Origin of the sequence: Burkholderia sp. BCC0397, from assembly GCF_902832865.1 — a bacterium.
GTDB lineage: Bacteria > Pseudomonadota > Gammaproteobacteria > Burkholderiales > Burkholderiaceae > Burkholderia.
Genome location: NZ_CADFDL010000037.1, coordinates 1 through 385, shown reverse-complemented (window position 1 = coordinate 385; position 385 = coordinate 1). Strand labels below are relative to the sequence as shown.

Below are 385 nucleotides of genomic sequence, written 5' to 3'. Positions count from 1 at the left end.
GGCATGGATGTGTCGGAAGCGCGCCGATTGCGGCAGTTGGAAGAGGAGAACCAGCGACTCAAGCGGTTGGTGGCAGACCAGGCGCTGGACATCCAGGTTCTGAAGGACGTTCTCGGAAAAAAGTGAGTTCGCCCGTGCAGCGCCGGGAAGTCGTGCAGCAGGTGATTGAACAGCATGACTATTCGGAGCGCCGGGCGTGCGCGCTCGTTGGCTTGAATCGACGGACGTTTCGGCGACCGGCGCCGGCAGATGCCGACCATGTTGTTCGGCAGCGTCTGCGCGAACTGGCGCAGGAGCGGCCGCGGTTTGGTTCGCCTCGCCTGCACGTTCTGCTGCGTCGAGAAGGACTGGTTCAGAACCACAAACGGACCGAACGTCTATACCG

The 385-nt window shown here is 62.1% G+C and carries 1 protein-coding gene; it reads left to right on the top strand.

The features are described from left to right. Positions 1-122: 122 nt before the first annotated feature. The coding region (locus HWX03_RS36660; RefSeq protein ID WP_175874677.1) for an IS3 family transposase at positions 123-385 on the top strand (263 nt) is incomplete at its 3' end.